At 75.1% G+C, this 25972-nt stretch carries 18 protein-coding genes; 8 read left to right on the forward strand and 10 right to left on the reverse strand.

Translation table 11 applies throughout. The annotated features are described in order from the left end of the window. Nucleotide 1: 1 nt before the first annotated feature. From FGE12_RS22865 to FGE12_RS31040, 4 genes are all read left to right on the forward strand, one after another. Entirely contained in the window at nt 2-2149 is a 2148-nt protein-coding gene (locus FGE12_RS22865; protein ID WP_228531011.1) for an ATP-binding protein, read from the forward strand. Further along, complete coding sequence (locus tag FGE12_RS22870; RefSeq protein WP_194798176.1) at nt 2142-3707, forward strand: response regulator; 1566 nt, start codon at nt 2142-2144, stop codon at nt 3705-3707. Before FGE12_RS22865 ends, FGE12_RS22870 begins: the two co-directional genes overlap by 8 nt. 39 nt (nt 3708-3746) lie before the next feature. Beyond that, complete coding sequence (locus tag FGE12_RS22875) at nt 3747-6515, forward strand: PAS domain S-box protein (RefSeq protein ID WP_153868699.1); 2769 nt, start codon at nt 3747-3749, stop codon at nt 6513-6515. A 138-nt stretch (nt 6516-6653) separates the two neighbouring features. Further along, the gene (locus tag FGE12_RS31040; protein ID WP_153868700.1) at nt 6654-7718 is read left to right on the forward strand and encodes a hybrid sensor histidine kinase/response regulator; all 1065 of its coding nucleotides are present in this window, start codon (nt 6654-6656) and stop codon (nt 7716-7718) included. Here FGE12_RS31040 and cheB read toward each other — a convergent pair whose 3' ends face one another. The 7 genes from cheB to FGE12_RS22915 are packed head-to-tail and all read right to left on the reverse strand — an operon-like array spanning nt 7719 to nt 17683. Next, on the reverse strand, nt 7719-8777 hold the full coding sequence (gene cheB / locus FGE12_RS22885; protein ID WP_153868701.1) for a chemotaxis-specific protein-glutamate methyltransferase CheB: 1059 nt from the start codon (nt 8775-8777) through the stop codon (nt 7719-7721). Then, nucleotides 8774-9610, reverse strand: a complete 837-nt coding sequence (locus FGE12_RS22890; RefSeq protein ID WP_304503095.1) for a protein-glutamate O-methyltransferase CheR — start codon at nt 9608-9610, stop codon at nt 8774-8776. The genes cheB and FGE12_RS22890 overlap by 4 nt, the downstream gene beginning before the upstream one ends. Beyond that, entirely contained in the window at nt 9610-12033 is a 2424-nt protein-coding gene (locus FGE12_RS22895) for a HEAT repeat domain-containing protein (protein ID WP_194798177.1), read from the reverse strand. Before FGE12_RS22895 ends, FGE12_RS22890 begins: the two co-directional genes overlap by 1 nt. Next, nucleotides 12030-14729, reverse strand: coding sequence for a methyl-accepting chemotaxis protein (locus FGE12_RS22900; protein WP_228531012.1), 2700 nt, complete (start codon nt 14727-14729; stop codon nt 12030-12032). Before FGE12_RS22900 ends, FGE12_RS22895 begins: the two co-directional genes overlap by 4 nt. Beyond that, nucleotides 14719-15207, reverse strand: a complete 489-nt coding sequence (locus tag FGE12_RS22905) for a chemotaxis protein CheW (protein WP_153868702.1) — start codon at nt 15205-15207, stop codon at nt 14719-14721. The genes FGE12_RS22900 and FGE12_RS22905 overlap by 11 nt, the downstream gene beginning before the upstream one ends. Then, nucleotides 15204-17306 (reverse strand): chemotaxis protein CheW, encoded by a 2103-nt coding sequence (locus FGE12_RS22910; protein WP_194798178.1) that lies wholly within the window; start codon nt 17304-17306, stop codon nt 15204-15206. Before FGE12_RS22910 ends, FGE12_RS22905 begins: the two co-directional genes overlap by 4 nt. Further along, nucleotides 17303-17683, reverse strand: coding sequence for a response regulator (locus tag FGE12_RS22915; RefSeq protein ID WP_153868703.1), 381 nt, complete (start codon nt 17681-17683; stop codon nt 17303-17305). The genes FGE12_RS22910 and FGE12_RS22915 overlap by 4 nt, the downstream gene beginning before the upstream one ends. Nucleotides 17684-17898: 215 nt before the next feature. Here FGE12_RS22915 and FGE12_RS22920 point away from each other — a divergent pair, with 215 nt between their 5' ends. The 4 genes from FGE12_RS22920 to FGE12_RS22935 all read left to right on the forward strand — a co-directional run bounded on the left by FGE12_RS22920 (nt 17899) and on the right by FGE12_RS22935 (nt 23803). Then, on the forward strand, nt 17899-19344 hold the full coding sequence (locus FGE12_RS22920) for an ATP-binding protein (RefSeq protein WP_153868704.1): 1446 nt from the start codon (nt 17899-17901) through the stop codon (nt 19342-19344). Between the two features lie 166 nt (nt 19345-19510). Next, complete coding sequence (locus FGE12_RS22925; protein ID WP_153868705.1) at nt 19511-20977, forward strand: ATPase domain-containing protein; 1467 nt, start codon at nt 19511-19513, stop codon at nt 20975-20977. After that, on the forward strand, nt 20974-22059 hold the full coding sequence (locus FGE12_RS22930; RefSeq protein WP_153868706.1) for a HAMP domain-containing sensor histidine kinase: 1086 nt from the start codon (nt 20974-20976) through the stop codon (nt 22057-22059). The genes FGE12_RS22925 and FGE12_RS22930 overlap by 4 nt, the downstream gene beginning before the upstream one ends. A 7-nt stretch (nt 22060-22066) precedes the next feature. Beyond that, nucleotides 22067-23803, forward strand: a complete 1737-nt coding sequence (locus FGE12_RS22935) for a HAMP domain-containing sensor histidine kinase (protein WP_153868707.1) — start codon at nt 22067-22069, stop codon at nt 23801-23803. Here FGE12_RS22935 and FGE12_RS22940 read toward each other — a convergent pair. From FGE12_RS22940 to FGE12_RS22950, 3 genes are all read right to left on the reverse strand, one after another. Beyond that, the gene (locus FGE12_RS22940; RefSeq protein WP_194798179.1) at nt 23800-24216 is read right to left on the reverse strand and encodes a response regulator; all 417 of its coding nucleotides are present in this window, start codon (nt 24214-24216) and stop codon (nt 23800-23802) included. The two genes, FGE12_RS22935 and FGE12_RS22940, sit on opposite strands and share 4 nt — an antisense overlap. Before the next feature lie 68 nt (nt 24217-24284). Then, the gene (locus FGE12_RS22945) at nt 24285-25067 is read right to left on the reverse strand and encodes a hypothetical protein (protein ID WP_153868709.1); all 783 of its coding nucleotides are present in this window, start codon (nt 25065-25067) and stop codon (nt 24285-24287) included. Further along, nucleotides 25064-25972: a transporter gene (locus tag FGE12_RS22950; protein WP_153868710.1), complete on the reverse strand. Its 909-nt coding sequence runs from the start codon at nt 25970-25972 to the stop codon at nt 25064-25066. Before FGE12_RS22950 ends, FGE12_RS22945 begins: the two co-directional genes overlap by 4 nt.

Here is a 25972-nt window from a genome sequence, read left to right on the forward strand (position 1 = left end):
CATGCGTCTCCAAGATCCCTCTCCTCCTCCCATGGAGCTGCTCACGCAGGCCGTCGGCGCGCTCAGCCGCGAGCTCGCGCTGGTGTGCGCCGCGGACGGCACGGTGACGTGGGCGGACGCGCGCGCCGCCGCCCTGCTCGGGCTCACCCTGGGCGAGCCGCTCGAGAAGCTCGCCCCCGAGGACCAGCGCCCGAAGCTGCGCACCTTCCTCGCCAAGGCGGCCGCGGGCCAGCTGGGCACCGAGGCCGGCGAGTCCGCCGAGTCCGCCGAGACCTCCGAGCCGTGGGAGCTGAACCTGTGCGTGAAGGACCGGCCCACCTGCCTCGCCTTCCGCGCGAGCAGGCTGTCACGCGCCCAGCACGGCGACGGCCACAGCGTGCTGCTGGTGGGCAGCCTCGTGCCCTCGGACTACGGCAACGTGCTCGAGCAGGTGAACGAGAACCTGCAGGAGCTCGCGAACCTGCACCGCCAGAGCGAGCGCCAGCAGCGCGAGCTCACCCGGCGCGCGGACGAGCTGCAGCGGCTCAACGCCGAGCTCGCCGAGAGCAACAAGGGCGTGCGCAGCCTGCACGCCGCGCTGGACGAGAAGGCGGAGACCCTGCAGCGCACCGCGGAGGTGAAGAGCCGCGTGGTGGCCAACGTGAGCCACGAGTTCCGCACCCCGCTGCACTCCATCCTGGGCCTGGCGAAGCTCTTGCTCAACCCGGGCAACGGCGTGCTGAGCAACGAGCAGGAGAAGCAGGTGCAGTTCATCCGCAACAGCGCGGAGAGCCTCTACGAGCTGGTGAACGACCTGCTCGACCTCTCCAAGGCGGAGAGCGGCAAGGCGGTGCTGCGGCCCAAGAAGTTCCTCCTCTCCGAGGAGCTGCTGGCGCTGCGCGGGATGATGCGCCCGGTGCTGCCGGAGGGCAGCGCGGTGGAGCTCAAGGTGGAGATCCCCGAGGAGCCGCTGGAGCTGGAGACGGACGAGGCGAAGCTCTCGCAGATCCTGCGCAACCTGGTCTCCAACGCGGCCAAGTTCACCGAGAAGGGCAGCATCACGGTGGCGGCCGAGCGCGCGGACCGCGACGTGGTGCTCTTCCACGTGCGCGACACGGGCATCGGCATCTCGCCCGAGCACCACGAGCGCATCTTCGAGGAGTTCGCGCAGGTGGAGAGCCCGCTGCAGTCGAAGGTGAAGGGCACGGGGCTGGGGCTCGCGCTCGCGCGCAAGCTCGCGGAGGTCCTGGGCGGCACGCTCACCGTGCAGAGCGCGGTGGGGGTGGGAAGCACCTTCACCGTGGCCATCCCCCGGGTGCACCCGGAGGTGGCGGAGATGGCGGGCCTCAGCGAGCGCGCCGAGCGGCTGGACCCCACGCGCGCCCCCGTGCTGGTGCTCGAGGACGACCGCCAGACGCTGTTCCTCTACGAGAAGTACCTGCAGCGCTCGGGCTTCCAGGTGGTGCCGGTGCGCACCGTGGAGGACGCGCGCGCCGCCATGCAGCGCATCCGCCCGGCCGCCGTGGTGCTGGACGTGATGCTCGAGGGCGAGACGAGCTGGGGCTTCCTCGCGGAGCTGAAGCAGGGCGAGACCACGCGCGACATCCCCGTGCTCGTGGTCACCATCACCGACCGCGAGCAGAAGGCGCGCGCCCTGGGCGCGGACGAGTTCTGGCTCAAGCCGGTGGAGGGCAAGAAGCTGCTCAGCAAGCTCACCGCGCTCGCCAAGGTGGGCCCGGTGGAGAAGGTGCTCATCATCGACGACGACGAGGTGCACCGCTACCTGCTGCGCCAGGTGCTGCGCGGCACCCCGTACGCGCTGATGGAGGCGGCCACGGGCCCCGAGGGCGTGCGGCTCGCGCGCGAGGAGGCCCCCCACCTCATCTTCCTGGACTTCGTGCTCGGCGAGCACACCGCCTTCGACGTGCTGGACGACCTCAAGGCGGACCCGCGCACGCGCGACATCCCGGTCATCCTGCACACCAGCCACCAGCTCGCCGAGGACGAGCAGGCGCGGCTCAAGCAGGAGACGGCCGCCATCCTCTCCAAGCACACCCTGAGCAAGGAGGTGGCCATCAGCCGCATCCGCGACGCCCTCAACAAGGCCGGCCTCGGCACCCAGCAGCTGCACGGCGCGCAGCACGGCTCGATGGAGGTGCACCGTGGTTGAGCAGCCCACCGTCGCCACCATCCTCAACGTCAACGACGACGAGGCCAACCGCTACATGGTGGGCCGCATGCTGCAGATGGCCGGCTACCGGGTCATCGAGGCGGGCACCGGCCTGGAGGCGCTGCAGAAGGCGCAGACCAAGCCGGACGTCATCATCCTGGACATCAAGCTGCCGGACCTGAGCGGCTACGAGGTGTGCGCGCGCCTGCGGGCCAACCCGGACACCGCGAGCATCGCGGTGCTGCACACCAGCGCCACCTTCGTCACCCCGGACAAGAAGGCCAAGGGCCTGGACGGCGGCGCGGACGCGTACCTCACCCAGCCCTTCGAGGCGACGGAGCTGGTGGCCACGGTGCGCTCGCTCATCCGCCTGCGCCACGCCGAGCGCGAGATGCGCCGCAAGGCGGAGGAGCTCGCGGAGGCGGACAAGCGCAAGGACGAGTTCCTCGCGATGCTCGCGCACGAGCTGCGCAACCCGCTCGCCGCCATCACCACCGCGGTGGGCATCCTGGACCGCCGCCCCGCGCCGGACGAGAAGGAGGCGCGCATGCGCGGCATCATCCAGCGCCAGGCGCGCCACCTGAGCCGGCTCGTGGACGACCTGCTGGACGTCAGCCGCATCACCCAGGGCAAGGTGGAGCTGCGCCGCGAGCGCTGCGACCTGCGCGCGCTGCTCGAGCACGCGCTCACCACCGAGCGTCCCCTGATGGAGGCGCGCGGCCTCACGCTCGAGGTGGACCTGCCGCAGCGCCCGCTGTGGATGGAGGCGGACTGCACGCGGCTCGAGCAGGTGTTCGTGAACCTGCTGGACAACGCGGCCAAGTACACGGACGGCGGCGGCTGCGTGAAGGTGAGCGTGGCGGTGGAGCGGGTCGCCGCGGACGCGCTCGCCGTGGTGCGGGTGAAGGACAGCGGCATCGGCATCCCGCCCGAGGCGCTCGCCCGCGTGTTCGACCTCTTCGCCCAGGTGGACACCACCCTGGAGCGCAGCCGCGGCGGCCTGGGCATCGGCCTCACCCTGGTGCGCAGCCTCGTGCAGATGCACGGGGGCCGGGTGAGCGCGCTGAGCGAGGGGCTGGGCTACGGCAGCGAGTTCGTGGTGCGCCTGCCGCTGCTGCCCGCGGTGGAGGCGGCGCTGCCCATGGCCGCGAGCGCGGGCACGCGCACCGAGCCGCGGCGCATCCTCGTGGTGGAGGACAACCCGGATGCGCGCGCGAGCCTGCGCGAGCTGCTCGAGCTGTGGGGCCACAGCGTGGAGACCGCGCCGGACGGGCTGCAGGGGCTCTCCGCCGCCGTCAGCTCGCGCCCGGACGTGGCGCTGGTGGACATCGGGCTGCCGGGGCTGGACGGCTACCGGCTCGCGAGCGAGCTGCGCGCGCGCGCCGGCCAGGACATCCGCCTGGTGGCCATCACCGGCTACGGCGGGCCCGAGGGCCACAACCGCGCGCTCGCCGCCGGCTTCGACGTGCACCTGGTGAAGCCGGTGCAGCCGGACGAGCTCGCGCGCACGCTCGCGGCGCTGCCGGTCGCCCCCGCGAAGGACTCCTCCGCGGCGTGAAGGGTCCCCTCTCCCCCTGGGAGAGGGTCAGGGTGAGGGATGACCTTCGCAGACCTCATCGAAGCCCAGCAGGAGCGCCTCATCGAGCGGTGGCTCGAGCAGGTGCGCCCCTTCGCCCCGCGCGAGGGCCTCACCCGCGAGCAGCGGGTGGACTCGCTGCCCCGCTTCCTCGCCGAGCTCGCGCACGCGCTCCGCGACCCGGCGCAGGAGGGGGAGCCTCCCGACTGCGACACCATCTCCCGCGCGCACGGCGCGCAGCGCCATGCGCTGGGCTACACGACGAGCGCGGTGGCCCACGAGTACCCGCTGCTCCAGGAGACCCTGCTGCAGGGGGCGATGGAGGCGGGGGTGACGGTGCAGGCCCGCGAGGCCATCCTGCTCGCGCGCTGCATGGGGGTGGCCGCCGCCGAGGCGCTCAGCCACTTCGTCTCCGAGCAGGAGCGCGGGCTGCGCGGCGAGTCGGTGGCCGCGCGCCAGCGTGCGGCGCGGGACCAGGCGGCGGAGGCCCGGGCGCGCGAGAGCGAGGCGCGGCTGCGGGCGGTGCTGGACGCCATCCCCCACCTCATCAACTTCGTGGACGCGCAGCAGCGCTACCTGCTGGTGAACCACGCCTACCGCGGCTGGTTCGGCGTCGAGCCCGAGGCGGTGGTGGGGCGCAGCGTGCGCGAGGTGGTGGGCGAGGAGAACTACGGGGCCATCCGGCCCTTCCTCGAGCGCGCGCTCGCGGGGGAGGAGACCCACTACGAGCTGCCCTTCGTGTACAGGGGCGGGCGCCGCGGCCATGCGCACGGCCACTACGTGCCCTACCGCGGCCCGGACGGGCAGGTGCTGGGGGTGGTGGCGCTGGTGCAGGACATCACCGAGCGCCACCAGCTGACGGCCGCGCTGCAGGCGGCCCGCGCCGAGCTGGAGGTGGAGCGCGAGCGGCTGCAGAGCCTCTTCGAGCACGCGCCCGCCATCGTGTGCACCCTGCGCGGCCCCGAGCATGTCTTCGAAAGGGTGAACCCGCTCTACCAGCGCGCCGTGGGCGGCGAGCGACCGCTGGTGGGACTGCCGCTGCGCGAGGCGCTGCCCGAGGTGGTGGAGCAGGGCTTCGTCGCGCTGCTCGACCGCGTGTACCAGACGGGCGAGCCCTACGTGGGACACGAGGTGCCCCTGCGCCTGGACCGGCGCGGGGACGGGCGGCTCGAGGACACGCACTGGACCTTCGTGTACCAGCCCATGCGCGACGAGCGCGGCGAGGTGCGGGGCATTGCCGCCTTCGGCTTCGAGGTGACGGAGCAGGTGCGCGCGCGGCAGCAGGCGGAGGCCGCCACGGCCGAGGCCCATGCCGCGGCGCAGGCGCTGGAGGCCAGCGAGGCGCGCCTGAGCCAGTTCTTCGAGCTCACCCCGGACCTGCTCGCCATCGCCTCGCTGGAGGACGGGCACTGGAAGCGCGTGAACCTGGCGATGAGCGCCGTGCTGGGCTTCAGCGAGGAGGAGCTGCTCGCCACGCCCTTCTTCGACATCGTCCACCCGGAGGACCGCCCGCGCTCGGAGGCGGCCGCGGGCCGGCTCGCGCAGGGCGAGCGGCTGGTGGACTTCGAGCACCGCGTGCGGTGCAAGGACGGCAGCTACCGCTGGATTGCCTGGTACACGGCCTCCGTCCCCGAGCAGGGGCTGATGTACTGCGCCGGCCGCGACGTGACGCAGCAGCGGCAGGCGCGTGAGGCGGCCGAGGCGAGCCGCGCGGAGCTGGAGGCCATCTTCGAGAGCCTCCCGGACGCGGTCTACGTGGGCGGGCCGGGCGGCATCGACCGCGCCAACGCGTCCGCGCTCGCCATGCTGGGCTACTCGGACGTGGCGGAGCTCAACCGCAACATCGCCACCCTGGCCGAGCAGATCCAGACGCGGCGCGCGGACAGCGGCGCCTTCATCCCGGTGGAGGAGCAGGCCTTCACGCACGCGCTGCAGGGCACGCCGGACGTGCAGGAGGTGCGCATCCGCCACCTGCGCACGGGCGAGGAGCGCGTGGTGCGCGCCTCCTGCGCGCCCATCCGCGTGGGCGGCGAGGTGGTGGGCGCGGTGGCGATCAACACCGACATCACCGAGCGCAAGCGCACCGAGCTCGCGCTGCAGGAGCGTGTGCAGTTCGAGCAGCAGCTCATCGGTATCGTGAGCCACGACCTGCGCGGCCCGCTGCAGGCCATCCTGCTCTCGGTGCAGGGGCTCTTGCGCACGCCCGCGCTGGACACGCGCACCACGCGCGCGGCGGTGCGGGTGCAGGGCTCGGCCGAGCGCGCGCTGCGCCTGGTGCGCGACCTGCTGGACTTCACCCGCGCGCGCGTGGGCGGAGGCATCCCGCTCGAGCGCCGGCCGCTGGACCTGCACGCGCTGGTCGCCGGCGCGCTCGAGGAGCTGGAGGCCGCCTTTCCCGAGCGCGAGGTGCGCCTGCGCACCGAGGGGGACGGCCACGGCGCGTGGGACGCGGACCGGCTGGTGCAGGTGCTGGAGAACCTGGTGACCAACGCGCTGAAGTACAGCCCGGAGGCAACCCCCGTGCAGGTGCACACCCGCGGCGAGGAGGGCCACGTGCTGCTCGAGGTGCACAACGCCGGGGCGCCCATCGCGCCCGAGCTGCTGCCGCGCATCTTCGAGCCCCTGCAGCGCGCCACCGCGGAGCTGGACCGGCAGGGGCGCAGCGTGGGGCTGGGGCTCTACATCGTGAAGCAGCTGGTGGAGGCCCACGGGGGCCGCGTGGGCGTGCGCTCCACTGCCGAGGAGGGCACCACCTTCACCGTGCGCCTGCCGCGCGGCAGCCCGCCCTGAGCCCGCCCGTCCCCCGGCCCGCAGGACAGGGGGGAGGCCGCGTGCGCACCGCCGGATTAGAGTAGGGGGGTGGACACCCCGAGCTCCAGCGCACCGCCGCCCCGCCTACAGGAGGCCCCGCGCGGAAGGGTGTGGCTCGTGGAGGACAGCCCCCTGGAGGCCGAGCAGGCGCGCGCGCTCCTGGCGGACGCCCACGAGGTGCGCGTCTTCACCGACGGGGCCTCCTTCCTCGAGGCCCTCGAGGAGAACGCGGGAGCGGACGGGGTGGACCTCGTCGTGCTCGACTGGCGCCTGCCCGGGGTGTCGGGGCTCGAGGCCTGCCGCTTCCTGCGCGAGCGCTACGACGAGGTGATGCTCCCGGTGCTGGTGCTCACCGCGAGCACCGCGCGCGAGGACCGCACGCAGGCGCTCGCCGCCGGGGCCAACGACTTCGTGAGCAAGCCCTACGACGCGCTGGAGCTGCTCGCGCGCGCGCGCACCCTGGTGCGCACGCGCCGGCTCGCGCAGGCCCAGCGCGAGCGCGTGCAGTTCGAGCAGGAGTTCGTGGGCATCGTCAGCCACGATCTGCGCACCCCGCTCGCCGCAGTGCGCCTCACCGCGGAGACGCTGCTGCACGACGGGTCGCTGGACGGGCGCGCGGCCCAGGCCATCGTGCGCATCCAGAGCGCCGCCGAGCACACCCTGGGGCTGGTGCGCGACCTGCTGGACTTCACCCGCGCGCGCATGGGCGGGGGCATCCCCGTGCTGCGCCGGCCGCTGGACCTGCACGCCGTGGTGCAGGAGGCGCTGCAGGAGGTGCAGGCCGCCTACCCGGAGCGCGAGCTGCGCGTGGAGGTGCAGGGCAGCGGCGAGGGACTGTGGGACGGGCGCCGCATGGCCCAGGTGGTGGAGAACCTGGCGAGCAACGCGCTCAAATACAGCCCGGAGGGCACCCCGGTGCGCGTGAGCACCCGCGGGGAGGCGGACCAGGTGGTGCTCGAGGTGCACAACGCGGGCGACCCGCTCGCCCCCGAGCTGCAGGCGCGCCTCTTCGAGCCGCTGCAGCGCGGCGCCCCCGGCCTGGACGCGGCCCAGGACCGCAGCGTGGGGCTGGGGCTCTACATCGTGCGGCAGCTGGTGCGGGCGCACGGTGGCAGCGTGGAGGTGCGCTCGTCGGGAGAGGAGGGCACGCTGTTCCGCGTGTGCCTGCCGCGCGGGCCCTAGCTACACGCGCGCGAGCAGCGCCGCGGCCATGCGCTCCAGCGGCACCTTTCCCGAGGACAGCCCTGCCTCGTCCACCGAGCGCGGCATCCCGTAGACGACGCAGGAGCTCTGGGCCTCGGTGAGCACGCGGCCGCCGGCCGCCCGCACGCGCCGCGCGCCCTCGAGCCCGTCGTTGCCCATGCCGGTGAGCACCACCGCGAGCACGTCCTTGCCCCAGGCCCGCGCCGCGCTCTCGAAGAGCACGTCCACCGCGGGCCGGTGCGGCGTGGTGAGCGGCTCCAGGTCCAGGCGCGCCACGCAGGCCTCGCCCCGCCCCTCCAGCTTCAGGTGCAGCCCCGCGCGCGCGAGCACCGCCCGGCCCGGGCGCAGCGCGAGCCCGTCCGAGGCCTCGAGCACCTCGAGCGCGCACTGGGTGTTCAGCCGCTCGGCGAGCGCCTGGGTGTAGCCGGGCGGGATGTGCAGCGCGATGGCCACCGGGCTGGGGAAGTCCGGGGGCAGCGCCATCAGCAGGCGGGTGAGGGCCTGCGGGCCGCCGGTGGAGGTGCCGATGACCACGAGGGGGGTATCCGTGGCGGGGGCCCGGGGAGGCGGAGCTTCGTCAGGCACCCTCACCCCATCCCTCTCCCGGAGGGAGAGGGGGTCGGGCAGGGGGCGGGCTCCGGCGGCGATGCGCACCTTGGCCACCAGCTCGTCCGCCAGCTCGTAGAGGCGGTCCGTGGCCAGCGCCGTGGGCTTGTGCACGAGCTCCACCGCGCCCGCCTGCATCGCGGCCATGGCCAGCTCGCTCTCCGAGTCCGCCATGCTCACCACGACGACGCGCGGCGGAGTGGGGCCGTGCAGCGCCTTGAGCACCCCCACCCCGTCCAGCCCCGGCATCACCAGGTCCAGCGTGACCACGTCCGGGCGCAGCTCGGCGATCTTCTCCAGCGCGTCCAGCCCGTCGCGCGCGGTGCCCACCACCTCCAGGCCCTCCGCGCGCGAGAGCGCCTCGCGCAGCACCTTGCGCGCGAAGGCGGAGTCGTCCACCACCAGGACACGAATGGGAGCGGGGCCGCTCATCGCGCCGCCTCCTTCGTGTAGAAGAACGCGCCGCCTTTCTCCTCGCACAGGAGCTGGGTGCCGAAGCGCAGCAGGCTCTCGCTCGTGCCCACCAGCAGGTGGCCGCCGGGCTCGAGCGCGGTGGTGAGCGACTCGACGACGCGGCGGGCCGTCTCGTCGCTGAAGTAGATCATCACGTTGCGGCAGAGGATGACGTGGAAGCGGCCCAGGGCCGCCACCTGCTTCGGGTCCACCAGGTTCACGCGCTTCCACTGCACCTGCTCGCGCAGCTCCGCGCGCACGGTGGCACTCTCGCTGCCCGGGGCCACGTCGAGGAAGCGCCCGTCGATGCCCGGGGGCAGCGCGCGCAAGGAGCGCCGGCCGAACTCGCCGCGCTGCGCGCGCTCCAGCACCTTCTGGCTGATGTCGCTCGCCACCAGCTCCACGCGGCTGCCCGCGCCCGAGAGGCCGCGCTCGGCGAGCATCATCGCCAGCGTGAGCGGCTCCTCGCCGGTGGAGCAGGCGGCGCTCCACACGCGGGTGGTGAGCCCCTGGCGCGCGCGCGGCACCAGCACTCCGTCCACCAGGGCGCGCAGCTGGTCCACCTCGCGGAAGAAGTAGGTCTCGTGGACGGTGAGCGTGTCGATGAGCGCGTCGAGCGCCGCGGGGCCTGCGGGGTCGTAGCGGAGGAAGTAGTAGTAGTCGAGCAGCGAGTCGAAGCCCGCCTCGAGCGCGCGCTCGCTGACCTTCTCCGCGAGCAGCTCCTGGTCGGAGGGCGCGTAGTGCAGGCCCGCGCGCGCCTCGATGAGGCCGCTGAGGATGGAGAAGACGGGGGGGGAGAGCGGCAGGGCCATCAGCGTCCCAGCGCCTCCGTGCACAGGCGGCGCACCTCGGGATCCGGGTCCTCTTCCGCAGCGCTGGCGAGCGCGGCGTGGGCCGCGGGGCCCAGCTGCGCGAGCGCGCTCGCGGCGGCCCGGCGCGAGTGGGCGTGGCCGCCCTTGAGCGTGTCCACCAGCGCGGCCGTGGCGTCCGCGCGCCCCATCCTGGCGAGTGCGGCCACCACCAGCGGCGCCACCTCCTCGTCCGCGGACTCGAGCCCCGCCTGCAGCCCGGCGATGCGCCCGGGCACCGGCTGCGCGAGCGCGGAGAGGGCGGCGGCGCGCGCGGCCGGATGCGCGAGCAGCCCCACCAGCAGGGCCGTGGCGGCGGGCTCCTCGCGCGCGGCGAGGAAGCCGAGCGCCGCGGTGCGCACGCTCTCGTCCGGGTCGTGCGCGGCGCGGCCCAGCGCGGGCAGCACCTCGGGCGGCCCTCCTCCACCCCCGGGGGCATTGCCGCCGAACGCCGCGAGCGCGCTCACCGCGACGAGCCGCGTGGCGGCATCCGGCGCATCCAGCGCCGAGAGCAGCGCGGGCAGGCTGTCCACCTGGCGCTGCGCGCCCAGGCCCAGGAGGGCCGCGCGCTGCAGGTCCGCGTCCGGAGCGCTCGCCGCGCGGCGCAGCGCCGCGAGCGCGGCCGGGGTGCGCAGGTGCGCGAGCGCCTCGACGGCCGCCACCCGCACCTGCCCCGCCTCGTCGTCCATCAGCGCCACCACCTCGTCCACGGCCCCGGCATCTCCGCGCCGGCCCAGCGACTGGCAGGCGTAGTAGCGCACCCACGCGTCCGCGTCCTTCAGGCCCGCGCGCAGTACCTCCGTCACCTGCTCCTCACCAGACACCTGGCCCAGCGCGCGCATCGCGCTGGCCCGGGTGCGCGGCGCCGCGTGGCGGGCTGCCTGCAGCAGCGCCTGCAGGGCGCGCGGGTCCTCGAGGAAGGGCAGGCCGAAGAGGGCCGCGTCGCGCAGGCGCTCGTCCTCGGAGTCCACCGCGGCGAGCAGCGGCTCGAGGCCCTTCGCGTAGCCGAAGTACGCGATGATGCGCAGGGCGGCGCGGCGCACCCGGGTGTCCGGGCTGCCGGCGGCCGCGAGCGCGAGCGCCTCGGTGCGCGGGCTGCCCAGGGACTGGATGGCGCCCTGGGCCGCCTGGGCCACGCGCGCGTCCGCGTCCGCGAGCCGCGCGAAGAGCGGCTCCACCGCGCCCACGTCCCCGATGCGCGCGAGCGTCTCGCAGGCGAGCGCGCGCACCGCCGGGTCGCGGTCCTCGAGGCAGGCGAGGATGTCGCCCACCGCGGCGGCCTTCCGCCCCACCAGCGGCAGCAGCACGAGCCGCCGCGCGCTCTCGCCGGAGCGCAGCGCGAGCCGCACCTGCTCCTCCACGCCCTCGTCCACGGCCGCGGCGCTCCCGGCGCTCGCGCCCGTGCGCTCGCCCAGCGCGCGCGCGGCGGCGTAGGCCACCGGGGGCTCGGCATCCAGCAGGTCGATGAGCGCGGCCACGGCCTCGCCCCCGCCCACCCAGCCCAGCAGCCGGCCCAGGGCCACGCGCTCCGCTACGTCCGCGCCCGGCAGGCAGCGGGTGAGGCGGCGGCCCAGCGCGGGGCCCGCGGCCGCGAGCGCCTCGGCCACCGCGTGGCTCACCCCGAGCCGCACCACCTGCGCCTCGTGCACCTCGAGCAGGCTGGTCGCGGCCACGCGCGCGTGCGCCTCACCCGCGCGAGACAGCAGCCCTACCAGGGGCGGCACCGCGCGCTCATCGCCGGTGCGCCCCAGGGCGCGCGCGGCCTCCAGCGCGTACACGGGGCTCTCCAGCAGGGACACCAGCGGCGCCACCGCGCGCGCGTCCCCGGTGCGCCCCAGCACGTCGATGGCGGGGAAGGTGCGGAAGAAGTTGCCGCTGGTGGCCGAGGCGATGAGCGCGTCCACCGCGGCGCCGCCGCCCACCCGGCCCAGCGCCTCGATGGCCGCCACGGCCACGTTGTCGTCCGGGTGCGCGGTGAGGCGCGCGAGCAGCGGGGCGGCCTCGGCGCTGCGCCGCCGGCCCAGCACCTGGGCGGCGTCGTACACGACGGCGGCGTCCGGGTGCTCCACCAGCCCCGCCACGGCCCCCTCCGCGTCGCCGCTCGAGGCGCTCAGCGCGTCCACGGCCGCCGCGATGCGCGCCTCGTTGTCGCGGCCGCGCACCAGCACCTCGCACAGGGGGCCCACGGCCACGTCGCCCAGCTGCGCGAGCGCCGCGACCACGCCGCGGCGCACCGCCCAGCTCGGGTCGTCCAGGCGCGAGACGAGCGGGGCCACGCCCGCGGCGCCCTGGCGCGCGAGCGCCTCCACCTCGTCCAGGCGGCGGCGGTCCGCGGCGGAGAGCGAGAGCCGGGAGGCTGCGGACGACGCTGCGGGGGCGGACGTCACTTCTGCTCCGGGGTCTGGCGCGCGGCGGGAGCGCCCTTCGGGGTGGGGGCGCTGGCGCCCTGTGCCGCGGCCCCCTGCGCTGCCGCGCCCTGGGGCCCGGCGCCCCGCGAGGCGCTGCCCTGGAGCGAAGCGCCCTGCGACCGGGGCTCGCCGAGCAGCGCGCTCACCCGGCCCACGGCCTCGGACTGCTCGGCGTGCACCCGGCCCAGCTGCGCCACGCGGCCCGCCAGCTCGCGCACGTCGTTCGCGCTGCCGGAGGCGAGGCGCGCCTGCTGCGCGGTGGTGGAGACGATCTCCCGGGCGCGGCCGCGCATGTCGTCCACCGCGCGGGCGATCTGCTCGCTCATGGTGGCCTGCTCCGCGGTGGCGCGGGCCACCCCGGCCACCCCCGAGGTCTGCCGCGCGACGCCGGCGGCCGCGGCCACCAGCGCCTCGTTCTGCTCCTCCACCGCGCGCGCCGTCTGCTTCGAGATGCGGCGCACCTCGTCCGCGTCCCGGGCGAGCCCCTGCAGCGCCTTGCCCTGCTCGTCGGTGGCGCGGGTGACGTCGGCGGCGAGGCGGGTGACGTCGCGGGCGGCCGTCTCGATCTGCCCCGCGGCGCGGCTCTGCTCGGCTACCGCACGCGCGGTCTGCACCGCGCCCTTGCGCGCGTCCTCCATGGCGCGCGCGACCTCGGCCGCCGCGCGGGCCTGCTCGCTCAGGCCGGTGAGGGTGCGGCCGGTGGACTGGCTCACCTCGTGCGCGAGCGCGCCGGTGGCGGCGAGCGCCTTGCTCTGCTCCACCACCGCGCTGCTCGTCTTCTGCACCAGCCCGCGCAGCTGCGCGCTCGCCTTGGCCAGCTCGCCGGCGCCCACGCTCTGCTCCTGGGTGGCGCGGCTCACCTGCTCGGCGGCGGCCGTCAGCTGGGTGTTGGAGCGCACCAGGTCGCGCAGCGCGCGCGCCTGCTCGGCCGTGGCCTGCTGGGTCTGCTTCGCCATGCGGCGCATCTCGGCGCCGCTCTGCGCGAGGCTCTGCGCGGCCTGCGCCTGCTCGCTCGCGGCCTGGGCGATGGCGCGCCCCTGCTCGCTCACCTTCACGGTGGCCTGGGCGAGGCTCTGCGCCGCGTCCACCTGCTCGCCCGTGGCGCGGCTCACCTCGCGCACGGTGGTGCCCAGCTCGTCCACGCCCTTGAGGATGGTGGCCAGCGCGCGCTCGGCGTCGCCGGCGAGGCTCGCGCCCTCGTCCGCGGCGCGCACGCCCTCCACGGTGGCCTGGGCGGCCTCGCGCGCGGTGCCCTGCAGGCCGCGGACGATCTTGGCCACGTCCGCGCTGGCGGCGGCGGCGCGGTCCGCGAGCGCGCGGATCTCCTCGGCCACCACGGCGAAGCCGCGCCCGTGCTCGCCCGCGCGCGCCGCCTCGATGCTCGCGTTGAGCGAGAGCAGGTTGGTGCGGTCGGCGATGAGGTTGATGGTCTGCACGATGTCGCCGATCTCCTCGGCGCGCTTGCCCATCTCCTTCATCACGCTCGCGCTCTCCACGATGGAGCCGCGGATGCGGGTGAGGCCGGAGATGGAGCGGCCCACGATGACGCCGCCCTCGCGCGCCGCCACGCCCACGCGCTCGGCGGTGCCGCGCGCCTCCTCGCTCATCTGGGCGATCTTGCGGGTGCTGCGGTCCAGCTGCTGGCTCGCGCTGGCGCTGCCGCTGGCCAGCGTGTTGATCTGCTCCACGCTGCGCGCGACCGCCTGCGCCGAGCGGGCGAACTGCTCGATGGTGCTCGCGTTGGCGTCCACCACGGAGGCGTTCTTCTCCGCGGTGGCCATCACCTCCTCCACCGAGGCGGCGATCTCCGCCACGGTGGAGGCGTTGGCGGTGGTGGCGCCCTCCAGCGCCTTCGCGTGGTCCGCCACGGTGCGCACGCTGCGCGCGAGCTGCTCGGTGGTGGCAGCCGTCTCCTCCACCGCGGCCGCCATGTCCTGCGCGTCCGTGCCCACGGCCGCCATGGTGCGGCTCGCGGCGGCGACGCTGCCCGCCATGCCGCCCACGCGCTCGCCCACGCCCTGCGCATCCTGGGCGAGCCGGGCGATGCCCTTGCTCATCTCCTCGGCGGTGGCCGCCACCTCCTCGATGGTGGAGGCGTTGGCCTGGCCGCGCGTGGCGAGGTCCGCGGTGGTGGCGCTCATCTCGGCGGCGCTCGCGAGCAGCTCCTCGCTCGCGGCGGCGAGGCTCTCCGCGTTGGTGCCCACGCCGCGCACCGAGCGGGTGGTCTCCTCCAGCGCGCTGGCCATCCCCTCCGAGGAGGTGGCGAGCTGGGCGGCGTCCTTGCGCACGGAGCCCACCGAGGCGGTGATCTCCTGCAGCGCGGCGCTGGCGAGCTCCGCCTCGCGCGTGAGCTCCTTCGCGCTCTCGCTCACCTGGCGCTGCGAGCGCGCGAGGCTCTGGGCCGCCTGGCCCGTCTCCTCCACGCTGGCCGCCACGCCCTCGATCGCCGCGCGCACCTGCTCGCCGCCGGCCGCCTGCTCGTTGCCGCCCGCCGCGAGCCGGTTCACCGTCTGCTCGAGCGCCTGGGCGAAGCCGGCCGTCTCCTGCAACCGGCGCTGCGCGAGCTCGGCGAGGCTGCGCGCGTCGTCCATCCCCCCCGCCGCCATCGCGCTGCTGCGCGCCCCGTTGACCGTGCGGCCCGCGGCGTTCGTCCCCTTCGTCTTGTCACTCGGCATGGACCTGCTCCTCACCCACGACTTTGTTCAGATCGATGAGCAGCAGCAGCCGGCCGCTGCCGCCTGCCCCTGCGCTTCCCTGCCCCACGCCGCCCACCTGCGCCACGGCCTTCACGAAGCCCCGGGCCTGCTCGGCCACCAGGGGCGGAGGCGGGCGCAGCTGCTCCGGGTCCAGCTTCACCACCTCGCGCGCCGCGTCCACGATGAGCCCCACCGTGCGCAGGCCCCCGCCCGGCGCCGCGACCTGCCCCACCACCACCCGGGTGTCCAGGTTGCGCTCGGCGGGCGGCAGCCCGAAGCGGGCGCGCGCGTCGATGACCGGGAGCACCCGGCCGCGCACCTGCACCAGCCCCGCGACGTACGCGGGGCTGCCGGGCACGGGGGTGGCGCCGCTGAAGGACTCCATCTGCACCACGTCCGCCGCCGGGAGCACGTACTCGGCCGTGCCCACGCGGAACACCACATGCAACACGCTCATGACACCCGCTCCCGCCGCTGCGCTTCCGCCGCCGCCCCGCCGCCCAGCGCGATGAGGTCCAGCACCAGCGTGGGCCGCCCGTCGCCCAGGTCGGTGGCGCCCGAGACGCCGCGCACCTTCACCAGCACGTCCTCGAGCGGCCGGATGACGATCTCCTGCTGCCCCAGCATCCGGTCCACCGCGAAGGCCACCGGCTCGCCGCGCTGGCGCACCACCAGCGCCTTCTGGCCTCCGCCCTCGCCCGCCGGCTGCCCCAGCACGGTGGCGAGCCGCAGCAGCGGCACCGCCTGCCCGCGCCGCTCGAGGATCTGCACCTCGCCGCGCGCCTCCGCGCCGCCGGGGCCGCGCACGAGGCGCGCCGCGTCCACCTCCACCAGCTCCTCCACGGTGGCCACCGGCACGGCGTAGCGCTGCTGCCCGCTCTCGAACACGAAGGCGTCCACGATGGAGATGGTGAGCGGCACGCGCAGCGTGAAGGTGGTGCCCACGCCGGCCTCCGTCTGCAGCCGCAGCTCGCCGCCCAGCTGGTCCACCGCGATGCGCTTCACGATGTCCATGCCCATGCCGCGCCCGCTGGTGGTGGTGACCTCCTCGCGGGTGCTCAGGCCCGGGCGGCACAGGAGCTCGAGCAGCTCCTCGTCGCTCTGCGGAACGGGCACGCCCGCGCGCCGGGCCACGGCCGCCGCATCCACGCCGCGCCCGTCGTCCGAGACCTGCACCTCGAGCTGCGAGTTGCTGCGCTCGCGGCACACGATGCGCAGCAGCCCCTCCTCGGGCTTTCCCGCGCGCCGCCGCTCCTCGGGGGGCTCCAGCGCGTGGTCCACGGCGTTGCGCACCAGGTGCACGATGGCGGGGAAGAGCCGGTCGCCCACGGCCTTGTCCAGCTCGGCCGCGCCCAGCTCCAGCTGCAGCGCCACCTGCTTGCCGGTGCTGCGGCGAAGGCCCCGCACGATGAGCGGCAGGCGCTCGAGCACCTCGCCCACCTTCACCATGCGCACGCGCACGATGGCGGCGCGCAGGTCGCGCAGCTGCCGCGCGTTCTCCTGGAGGATCTGCACCAGCTCGCGCGTGTTGGCGCCGGAGGCCGTGAGCGCGGCGGCCGCGCGCTGCAGCCGCGAGCGCGTGACCACGAGCGCGGCGAGCCGCTCCATCGCCTCGTCCAGGCGCGCCGTCTCCACGCGCACGATGCCGTGGCGCTGCGGGGCCACCTCCTCGTCGAGCGGCGCCTCGGGCAGGACTCCGGCCAGGTCGGAGGACGGGTCAGCAGAGAGGTCTCCGGCCAGCGCTCCCGAAGCGAGCGCCGCGTCCTCCTCGGGCGGGGGCGGCGGCTGGGCGACGAGCCGCACCTCTGCGGGCGCCACCTCCACCGCGGCCGCGAGCGCCGCGTCCGGCCCGCTGCTGAGCACCAGCAGCGCGAAGACGAGCCCGCTGCCGGGCGCGCCGCCCGGGCGGCTGAGCGGCACCACCTTCACGATCTCCGCCACCTGCGACACGCGCTCGCGCACCGTGTTGATGGTGAGCCCGGCGGCCGAGCGCTGGGGGCTGGGCGCGAAGTCCACCCGCAGCGCGCGCCGCCCGCCCTGCACCCCTTGCGTGAGCTGCTCGCGCTCGGAGGCGGAGAGCTTGCTCGCGAGCGCGGGCTCCAGGTCGAACTGCACCTCGGCGGGGGCGGCGGCGCGGGGGGCTGCGCGGCGCTCGGCGCCCTCCAGCCCCTCGAGCGCGTCCAGCAGGGCACTGGGTGCAGGCGGCACGGGCTTGCCCGCGCCCAGCGCGCGCACCCGCACCTCCACCGCCTTGAGCCCCTGCAAGAGCGGCTCGATGCTCGCAGGGGGGAGCTTGCCGCCGGCGCGGTCCGCCGCGCGCACGCTGGCCTCCATCAGGTGGGTGAGCGCCACCACCGGCTCCACGTCCACCATGGCGGACAGGCCCTTGATGGTGTGCAGCACGCGGAACAGCTCGCGCACCGCGCGCGGCTGCGGCGCCCCGCCGCGCGCTGCCGTCTCCAGCGTGAGCAGCTGGGTGTGCGCGAGCCCGAGCAGCTCCTCCACCTCCGCGAGGTACGGAGGGAGGAAGTCGGCGAGGTTCACCGGGCGGCTCACGGCGCGCCCTTGGCTCCCAGCAGGCCGCGCACCTCGCCGAGGATGCCCTCGGGGGTGAAGGGCTTGGTCATGAAGCGGTTCGCCCCGGCGGCGAGCACGCGCGCGCGGCTCTCCTCGTCCCCGCGGGTGGTGACGATCACGATGGGGAGCGAGCGCAGCGTGTCCTGGCTGCGCACGAACTCCACGACCTCCACCCCGCCGATGTCCGGCATGTTCAGGTCCAGGACGACGAGGTCGAAGGGCTTGAGGCTGAGGCGCTCGATGGCCTCCAGGCCGCTCGAGGCGTGGGTGAAGGAGAGCCCGGGCTCGGCGCGCAGGCAGGCCACCACCATGTCCCGCATCATCTTGCTGTCGTCCACCACCAGCACTTCCGCCATCGACTTCCTCCAACCAACGGCCCCTGCTCACGGCCCCTGCACCCGCGCGCCGACGCTAGCGCGCTCTGCGGCCCGGACCTGTTCAGTGCTGCGCGCGAGGGCGCCCTGTGAGCACCCGAGGACAGTCCCGCTTTGGGTCCATCCCCGGAGGGACTAGGGTGCAGGACCCTCGGGTTCAAAGTACCTGGGTGCAGCCGGTAGCCAAGAAAACGCGCGTGATCCCCCACAAATTGCTCAGCCCACCCAGCGAGACCCGCCCCACCATCTGGGTGGTAGACGACAGTGCGGCCGAGACCGAGGTGGTGCGCCAGGCGCTGGCCCCGAGCTACCACGTGGCGACCTTCCGCGACGGCGCCGAGATGCTGGAGGCGCTCGCCCGGCTGCAGGCGCCGGAGGTGCTGGTGCTGGACTGGCTGATGCCGGGGCTCTCGGGCATCGAGGTCTGCCAGTTCCTGCGCGCCAACCAGGCGACCGAGGCCCTGCCCATCCTGATGCTCACCTCGCACTCGCGCCCGGAGGACCTGGTGGCGGGGCTCGCCGCGGGGGCGAACGACTACGTGACCAAGCCCTTCCGGCCGGGGGAGCTGGTGGCGCGCGTGGCGGCGCTGGTGCGCATGCACCTCTTGCGCGAGCGGGCCGAGCGCGCGGAAGGAGCGGCGCTGGCGCTGCTCGCGGGGCTGCCCGAGGCGCTGCTCACCATCGACAGCGCGGGGCGCCTCACCTACGTGAACGCGGAGGCGGAGCGGATGCTGGGCCGCGGTGCGCGCGAGCTGCTGGGGCAGCCGGTGCGCGAGCTGCTGCCCGGGCTCGCGGTGGACCAGATCCCGGACGTGAGCACGGAGCTGTTCCCGCTGCCGGACGTGCGGGTGGGGGATGCCTGGTACGCCCCCGTGGTGCGCCCGCTCGCGGTGGACGCGGCGGCGAGCACCACCATCTCCTTGCGCGACGTGACGGCGCAGCGGCTGCTGGAGGCGCGGCGGCTGGACTTCTACTCGGTCATCGCGCACGACCTGCGCACCCCGCTGCAGGCGGTGCTCCTGCGCACCCAGCTGATGCTCGCGGGCAAGGGCGGCACCCTGAGCGAGCAGCACCGCCAGGACCTGGGCCGCATCCAGCAGCGCATCGGCGAGCTGGGAAACCTGGTGGGGGACTTCCTCGAGCTCGCGCGCCTGGAGGCGGCGGGGCTGAAGCTGGAGCCGCAGCCGGTGGACCTGCCGGACCTGCTCTGCGACACCTTCGACGACTTCCAGGTGCTCGCGGACAACAGCGGGGTGCGCCTCGAGTGCGCCCCGCGCGGCCAGCGCGCGATGGTGGTGGGGGACCGCCGGCGGCTGGGCCAGGTGGTGAACAACCTGGTCTCCAACGCCATCAAGTTCACCCCCAAGGGCGGCCGCGTGGAGGCGCGCGTGGAGCTGACGGAGGGCTGGGTGGAGACGCAGGTGCAGGACACCGGGCGCGGCATCGCGCCCGAGGAGCTGCCGCGGCTCTTCAACCGCTACACGCGCGCGGAGGACGCGGGCGCGGTGAGCGGCACGGGCCTGGGGCTGATGATCGTGCGCGAGATCGTGGAGGCGCACGGCGGCAGCGTGGGCGTGCACAGCGAGGCGGGCGCGGGCAGCACCTTCTGGTTCCGCCTCCCGCGCGCCGACCCGGCGGCGTAGGCGCCGCTCCCACCGGAGCCTCACCGGCGCCGAAGCAGCGGGTAGCGAACAGTGCAGGCGACACGGCGGGCGCACGCTGCTGGGCGGATTGGACTCCATCCCCAGAATCGTTATGTCCCGAGGCGCGGTCGATCTCCTTCCGCCCCTGCTCAGGCAAGGACGTGTGATGGACGGCAGTCCCCGCCCCCTCTTCTCCACCGGCATCCCCAGCCTCGACCTGCTGCTGGGCGGCGGCATCCCGCATCGCCAGAGCGTGATCGTCACCGGCGACCCGGGCTGCGGCAAGACGGTGCTCTGCAGCCAGGTGGCCTTCCTCGCCGCGGCGCGCGGCCTGCCGGTGGTGGTGGCCACGGTGACGAGCGAGCCGCACGACAAGCTGATGAGCGAGCTGTCCGGCTTCTCCTTCTTCCGGCGCGAGCTGCTGGACGAGAAGCTCTTCGTCATCAGCGCCTACGCCACGCTCAAGCGCGGGGCGAAGGAGACGCGCGAGCTGCTGGTGCAGACGGTGCGCGAGCGCGGCGCGAAGCTGCTCTTCATCGACGGGCTGCGCGCCATCCGCGACCTGTGGCAGGACGAGGCGCGGCTGCGCGAGTTCCTCTACGAGCTGGGCATCGGGCTGGCCGCGGCGGACTGCGTGGGGCTGTTCACCACGGAGTACCCGCTCGAGCGGCTGCTCGCGCTGCCGGAGGCCACCACGGTGGACGGCATCCTCTCGCTCGCGGTGAGCCGGCGCTCGGCGCGGCGGCTGCGGCGCGCGGAGGTGGTGAAGCTGCGCGGGCAGGCGCACCTCACCGGCGAGCACCTGCTGCAGATCGACGCGGGCGGCATCACCGTGCTGCCGCGCCTGGAGGCCCTGCCGGTGGCGGAGCCCGAGGTGGTGCAGCACGCGGAGCGCGCGGGCTTCGGGCTGCCGGAGCTGGACAGCCTGCTGGACGGCGGGCTGCCGCTCTACGGCAGCACGCTGCTGGCCGGCAGCATGGGCATCGGCAAGACGCTGCTCGCCGCGCACTTCGCGGCCGAGGGCGCGCGCCGCGGGCAGCCCACGCTCTTCGTCTCCTTCTTCGAGCACCCGAGCGCGCTCGCGCTGCGCGCGGGCCGCGTGGGGCTGGACATGCTCGCCCACGAGAAGAGCGGCCTGCTCTCCTTTCTCTACCAGCCGCCGGTGGAGGCCGAGGCGGACGTGGTGACCAACCGCATCCTGCAGGAGGTGGCGCGGCGGGGCGTGAAGCGCCTGGTGGTGGACGGGCTCACCGAGCTGGAGCTCTCCATCGCGGACCCCGAGCGCCGCCGCACCTTCCTCGCCGCCCTCACGCTGCGCCTGCGCCTGACCGGGGTGACCACGCTGTTCACCCGCGAGGTGCCCAAGATTGCCGGCACCGAGCTGGACTTCAGCGACGCGCCGGTGGCCGGGGTGGCGGAGAACCTGCTGCTGCTGCGCTTCGTGGAGCTGCGCGGGCGCATCCACCGCATCCTGAGCATCCTCAAGATGCGCGACAGCAAGTACGACAGCGACCTGCGCGAGTTCGAGATCTCGGACGCGGGCGTGCGCGTGCTCGCCCCGCTGCGCAGCGCCGAGGGGCTGCTCACGGGGCAGGCGCGCCCCATCGGCAGCAGCATCGGCAGTGCGTCATGAGCCGCCCGGCGCGCGTGCTGGTGGTGGAGGACGAGGCGGCGCTGCTCGAGGTCTTCGCCGAGGTGGTGGAGGGGCTGGGCTACGAGGCCCAGCGCGCACACGACGGCGAGCAGGCGCTGCTGATGGCCCGCAGCGAGCCGCCGGACCTGGTGGTGAGCGACCACATGATGCCGCGGCGCACCGGCGTGGACCTGATGCGCGCGCTGCGCGCGGAGCCCGCCACGGCGCGCGTGCCCTTCGTGCTGCTCAGCGCGGCGCTGCCCGCGGGGCGCGAGGAGGCGCTCGCCTTCCTGCAGAAGCCGGTGGACCTGGCCACCTTCGAGGCCACGGTGTGCGGCGCGCTCGGCGAGCGGGCGGTGCCCCTGCCCGCCCCGCGCAGGAGCAGCAGCGGGGGCGAGAGCGCGGGGCGCGAGGAGATGCTCAACTGGGTGGCGCACGAGCTGAAGACGCCCCTGAGCGCCGCGCGCCTGCACGCCCAGGTGCTCGCGCGCAAGCTCTCGGAGCACGGCCCGGCGTGCGAGCCGGAGCGCCGGGCAGCGGACGCGGTGCTGCGGCAGCTGGACCGGATGAACGGCCTGGTCAGCTCCATCCTGGACGCGGCGCGCCTGAGCGACGGCAAGGTGGCGTTGCAGGCCGAGCGCCAGGACCTGTGCGCCTGGCTCTCGCAGGCGGTGGACGAGTGGCGCGAGCTGCAGCCGCAGGTGCGCTTCGAGCTGCGCTGCGAGGAGGCGCGCCTGCTGCTGCACTTCGACGCCGCGCGCCTGCGCCAGGTGCTCGACAACCTGCTGTCCAACGCCGTGAAGTACGGCGGCGAGCGGCGGCAGGTGGAGGTGGGGCTGAGCACGAGCGCGGGGCTGGTGGTGGTGCACGTGCGCGACTGGGGCCAGGGCATCCCGGCCTCCGAGGTGCCCAACATCTTCGACCGCTTCCACCGCGCGGACGAGGACGTGGGCCGCGGCCACGGGCTGGGGCTCTACATCGCCAGCGCGCTGGCGCGGCTGCACGGAGGCTCGCTCAGCGTGAAGAGCGCGCTGGGCGAGGGCTCCACCTTCAGCGTGCGGCTGCCCCTGTCGCGCAGCTGACCTGCCCATGTCCGCCGACGCCGAGCTCCAGTCCTTCCTCGACCTGCTCGCCGCGAGCGGGGAGATGGGCGCGCTCTACCTCGCGCACCCCTGGGAGGACTCGCCGCTGGGGCCGCCCGCGCGCTGGAGCCGCAGCCTGCGCAACGCGGTGGCGATGATCCTGCGCATGCCCACCCCGGCCATCGTCTTCTGGGGCCCCGAGCAGCGGCAGCTCTACAACGCCGGCTACGCGCTCATCATGGGCCCGCGCCACCCGCGCTTTCTCGGCAGCCCCTACCGCGAGTGCTGGCCGGACACCGCGCCGATGCTGGACCCCTGGATGCAGGACGTGTTCCTGCGCGACCGGGTGTTCTCGGTGGACCACGCGCACATCCCCCTCACCCGCCACGGCTTCACCGAGGAGGCCTACTTCACCTTCACCTTCAGCGCCCTGCGCGACGACGACGGGCGCATCGGGGGGCTGTGGCAGCCGGTGGTGGAGGTGACGGGCGGCGTGCTCAGCCAGCGGCGCACCGACACGCTGCGCGAGCTGGCGCTGCACCTGGGCCAGCTGGACACCGCGAGCCTGGACCTGGAGCGCGCGCTCGCGCCGGGCGCGCGCGACGTGCCCTTCTGCGTGCTGCTGGAGCAGGCGCCCGGCGAGCGCGGGCTGCAGCTGCGGGCGCAGGCGGGGCTGGAGCTGAGCGCGCAGGGACTGCAGGCTCTGGACGGACTGCCGCGCCTGCGCGCCGCGGCGCTGCGCGCGCTGGAGACGCGCGCGAGCGTGGCGCTGGAGGTGCTGGACGCGCCGCTCGCCCACGCGCCGCGCCGCCCCTGGCCCGAGCCCAACGCGCAGGCGCTCGCGCTGCCGCTGCAGGAGGAGGACGGCACGCGCGGCGTGGTGGTGCTGGGGGTGAGCCCGCGGCTGCGCCTGGACCAGAAGTACCGCGAGTTCCTCGAGGCGCTCGCGCGCGAGCTGTCCGTGCAGCTCGCCGCGCAGCGCCAGCGCCGCGCGCAGGCGCTGCTGCTGCAGCAGCTGCGCGAGGCGGTGCGCTCGCGCGACGAGTTCCTCTCCATCGCGAGCCACGAGCTCAACACGCCGCTGACCTCGCTGCGCCTGCAGACCCAGCTCGCGCACCGCGCGCTGGCGCAGGAGGACGGCAGCCTGGACGGCGCGCGCGCCGTGCGCTGGGTGGAGCAGGCGGAGCGCAGCACCACGCGGCTCGCGCGCCTCGTGGGAGACATGCTGGACATCTCGCGCATCGCCACCGGCAAGCTCGCGCTGCAGCTGGAGTCCTTCGACCTGGCGGAGCTGGCGCACGAGTGCGTGGAGCGGCTCGCGCCCCAGGCGCAGGCGCAGGAGACGCGGCTGGTGCTGGGCCCGTGCACGCCGGTGCACGGGGCGTGGGACCGCTTCCGCATCGAGCAGGTGCTCGCGAACCTCGTCACCAATGCGCTGCGCTACGGCGAGCGCTCGCCGGTCACCGTGACGGTCGGGGCCGCGCGGGGGCCCGGGGGCCCGAGCGCGCTCTTGAGCGTGCGCGACGAGGGGCCGGGCATCGCGCCCGCGGACCAGGAGCGCATCTTCCAGCGCTTCGAGCGCGCCGTGGCGGACCGCAACAACACCGGCCTGGGGCTGGGGCTCTACATCTGCCGCGAGATCGTGGAGCGCCACGGCGGCAGCATCGAGGTGCAGAGCGCCCCGGGCGCGGGCACCACCTTCGTGGTGCGGCTGCCGGCCGCGAGCCCGCCGCGAGGGGACTAGCGGCCCGCGGCGCGCAGCAGCTCGCCGCGCGTGCGCAGGTGGTCCTTCAGCGTGGCGGTGAAGGCCTCGGCGGCGCGGTCCGTGGTGGGCTTCTGCAGGTAGTCCAGGATGCCGGCGAGCGGCCCCGAGTAGGAGCGGATGGACTTGGTGATGACCACCGCCGGCACCTTGGGCAGGCGCGCGCTGGCCATCATCTCGCCGTAGAGGCTCCAGCCGCTCAAGCCCGGCAGCTCCACGTCCAGCAGCAGCAGCTGGGGCACCGGGTCCAGCGCGAGCCGGCCCAGCGCGATGAGCCCGTCCGGCTCCCACTCCGCCTCCCAGCCGCACCCGCGCACCAGGCGCTGCAGCTCGCCGCCAAACTGCACGTCGTCCTCGACGATGAGGGCGAGGGGCCTGAGGAGGTTGGGGGGCACGGTGTGTAGGCTTAGCCCGCCCGGGGGCGCGGCGCCATGACCCCCGCCCTGCGGGCCAGGGTCGCCTGCTAGCGCCGCTGCGAAGCGGAGGCGGAGACGGCCTGCACCGCCTGCGCCCCGGCCTCCGCATCCCCGAGCGCCACGCCCTCGAGCCAGCGGTCGTACGCGAGCGCGAGGCGCAGGGTGGTGCTGGGCGCGCTCTCGCTCAGCTCCAGCGGCGCGGCGAAGGTGACGTCGCGGCCGGCGAGCGCGTCGCTCTCGAGCGTGAAGGGCACGGGCGCACCGCCGCCTGCCGGCACCACCTGGCCCTCGAGCCGCAGGGTGCGGTCCACCATGTCCACGGCCGTGGGCAGGTCGTGCGCGTCGTCGTCCGCGGGGCTGAAGGCGAGGCGCGCGGCGCAGAAGCGGCCCACCGGCGGGTGCAGCGCTCCGAGCGCCATGGCGGTGCCGTCCGCCTCGTCCAGGCCGAGCACGTGCGGCGAGCCCAGCTTCGTGGGCGTGCCGCCGGTGTGCGCGTGCGCGGTGCCGATGAACAGGTCCATCACCGAGAAGGCGGGCAGGTGCAGGCGGCGCGGGCGCTGCGAGACGCTGGCGGGCTCGACGCAGGGCAGCAGCTCCACGCTGGAGAGCGTCACCCAGCCGCGCGTGAGGGTGACCTTGCGGCCGTCTGCGAGCGTGAAGTGGCGCCCCTGGGCGTCGGTGCTGACGCTGCCCTGCGGCGCGGCCTCCAGGGTGAGGGCGAGCTCGGTGCCCTCCTCGTGCTCGCCGCAGCCGGCGCCCAGCAGCAGCGCGCTCATCGCCGGGAGCGAGAGGGAGAGCAACACGGGAAGGCGCAGGGAGCGACGCATCATCTATCGACCGCCAGGGAGAGGGTGAAGACGGGGGAGAAGCGCACGGGCTCCTCGGTGTGCTGCAGCACGGGCACGCGCACGCCGGCCGCGAGCAGCAGGTCCTGCCGGGGGCTGAAGAGCACGTCCGGAGAGAGGAAGGCGACCACGCCCTTCACCGAGGCGTCGCGCGCGCCGGAGGCCGTGCCCGCGCCGGCCACCTGCACGTCACTGCCCAGGCGAAGCGCCCAGGCCTGGGCCCGCGGCTGGTACTGCGCGCCCACCGAGGCGAGCAGCGCGGGGGGCCCGCGGTAGCCGTCGCGCCCGTGGGTGGGCAGCCGCCCGGTGACGCTGGCGGAGAGGGCGAAGGGCCCGCGGAAGCCCGAGTAGGCGAGCCCCGCGAAGGGGTCGAAGGAGCCGGTGCCCAGCTGGCCGTCGAGCGGCAGGGGCTCGCCCTCGGCGTCGTGCACCTCGGGCGCGGTGGGCAGCTTCACCCCCCCCAGCACCGAGAGCACGTGGCGCGGGGCGAAGGCGCGGTCGCGCGCGACCACCGCCCGGGCGCTCACCTCCATGTCCCCCGGCGCGAGCGCGCGGCTGCGCGCGAGGTTCGACTCGCGCAGCTCGCGCCCCTGCAGGGGCACCACCGCCGACAGGGTGAGCCAGTCGCGCGGGCTGTAGGCCACGCCCAGGTCCAGGCGCAGCTCGCGCAGCTGCTCGCGCTCGCCCGGCTCCCCCTGCCGCAGCCCCCAGCCGCGCAGCGCGCCGGACAGCCGCAGCCGGCCCGCGAAGGGCACCTCCTCGCCGGTGACGGTGAGGCTGGGCACCCCGCAGGCGCAGGCCGCGCAGGCCTGGGCGGGGCGCGGGGCGAGCAGGAGGGCGGAGGCGAGGGCGGCGGCCAGGGAGGCGCGCAGGGGCGTCAAGGGAGCCAT

It is taken from the genome of Aggregicoccus sp. 17bor-14, assembly GCF_009659535.1.
Classification (GTDB): Bacteria; Myxococcota; Myxococcia; order Myxococcales; family Myxococcaceae; genus Aggregicoccus.